Origin of the sequence: Rickettsia endosymbiont of Ixodes scapularis (genome assembly GCF_000160735.1) — a bacterium.
GTDB lineage: Bacteria > Pseudomonadota > Alphaproteobacteria > Rickettsiales > Rickettsiaceae > Rickettsia > Rickettsia tamurae.
The window spans coordinates 1783222-1784488 of the sequence record NZ_CM000770.1 but is presented as its reverse complement, the minus strand read 5'-3'; the positions used below and the strand labels follow the sequence as shown (position 1 = coordinate 1784488).

The window sequence follows — 1267 nt, the reverse complement described above, 5'->3', positions numbered from 1 at the left end:
AATATGATAATAGATAAAAATTTAAGCCGGTTATCTTCAAGTAAAAATATATAACAGCAACTAACGATTTGTAATAAACAAAACCATAATAACATTGAGCCTTCGTGGCTCGACCAACTACCGGCTATTTTATATATTAAAGGTTTTAAAGTACTGGAATTTAAGAAAACATTTTGTAGTGAAAAGTCAGAGATAATAAAAGCATAGACTAGGGTAAAAAAGGCAAGTATAGCACATGAGGCAGCTATGTAGAAGTAAATGTCATTCCCGCGTAGGCGGGAATCCCAGAAAAAATAATTTTACTATTGGTAAAGAAGTTATTTTTTTTGTAAAATAAACATATAAAAAATTAAATTTTTTATATGTTATACTGGATTCCCGCCTACGCGGGAATGACAATAGTACCGACATCCCACTTAAGCACATCGTTGTTAGCAGTAAAAAATTACCCATTTCACTCACTGCTTATTGTTTCCTCGGTAGTAGGTAATACGGTAATTTTTACGCTATCAATCTTATTGGCAATTTTCTTTAAAATAATTACCTTTAAATTAAATATTTCAATTACTTCCCTTTGACTTGGAATTCTAGCAATTTTATGGATTATTAATCCTGCTATAGTGTTTGCATCCTCATCCGATAAATTCCAATCAAGTTCTCGGTTAATATCTCTAATAGTCGTAGTTCCTTTTATAATGAACTCGGTATTAGACTTCTTGATAATTTCATTATTAAGTCTATCATGTTCATCAGTAATGGGTCCTACGATTTCTTCTATAACATCTTCAAGAGTAATAATACCTAGTAGAGTACCATACTCATCTACAACACAAGCAAAATGATTATTACGTTCTCTAAATGCATGTAGCTGGTCTACTACAAGTGCATTCTCAGGGATAAACCAAGGTGGAGTTAGAAGTTTATTAATATCAACTTTTTTTGCATCATTATTATTTTCGTATAATGCTTTAAGCAAATCTTTTAGATTGAGAATCCCTATTATATTATCTCTATTATCTTGCCACAAAGGTATACGTGTATGAGCCCCCGATAATAAAGTTTTAATTATTACTTCATGAGGTAAGTTGATATTAAGGGCTATAATACTGCTTCTGTGAGTCATAATTTCCGATACCGTCATATTACGTATATCTAGTATCCCGCCGAGCATATTACGATCGGATTTATAAACTCCGCCTTCTTGATGGTAATGCTCAATCACGCCTCTTACTTCTTCCGTTCCTGATATTTGAGGATTTAAATTAAT

Annotated in this window: 1 protein-coding gene and 1 pseudogene; both read right to left on the bottom strand. The window is 32.0% G+C overall.

Annotated elements, in window-relative coordinates:
* Positions 1-248: pseudogene (locus tag REIS_RS15015) on the bottom strand (cytochrome C biogenesis protein CcmF); the annotation flags it as partial.
* A gap of 206 nt (positions 249-454) precedes the next feature.
* Positions 455-1267, bottom strand: an 813-nt coding sequence (locus REIS_RS09040; RefSeq protein ID WP_008581246.1) for a transporter associated domain-containing protein, incomplete at its 5' end; no start/stop codon positions are given.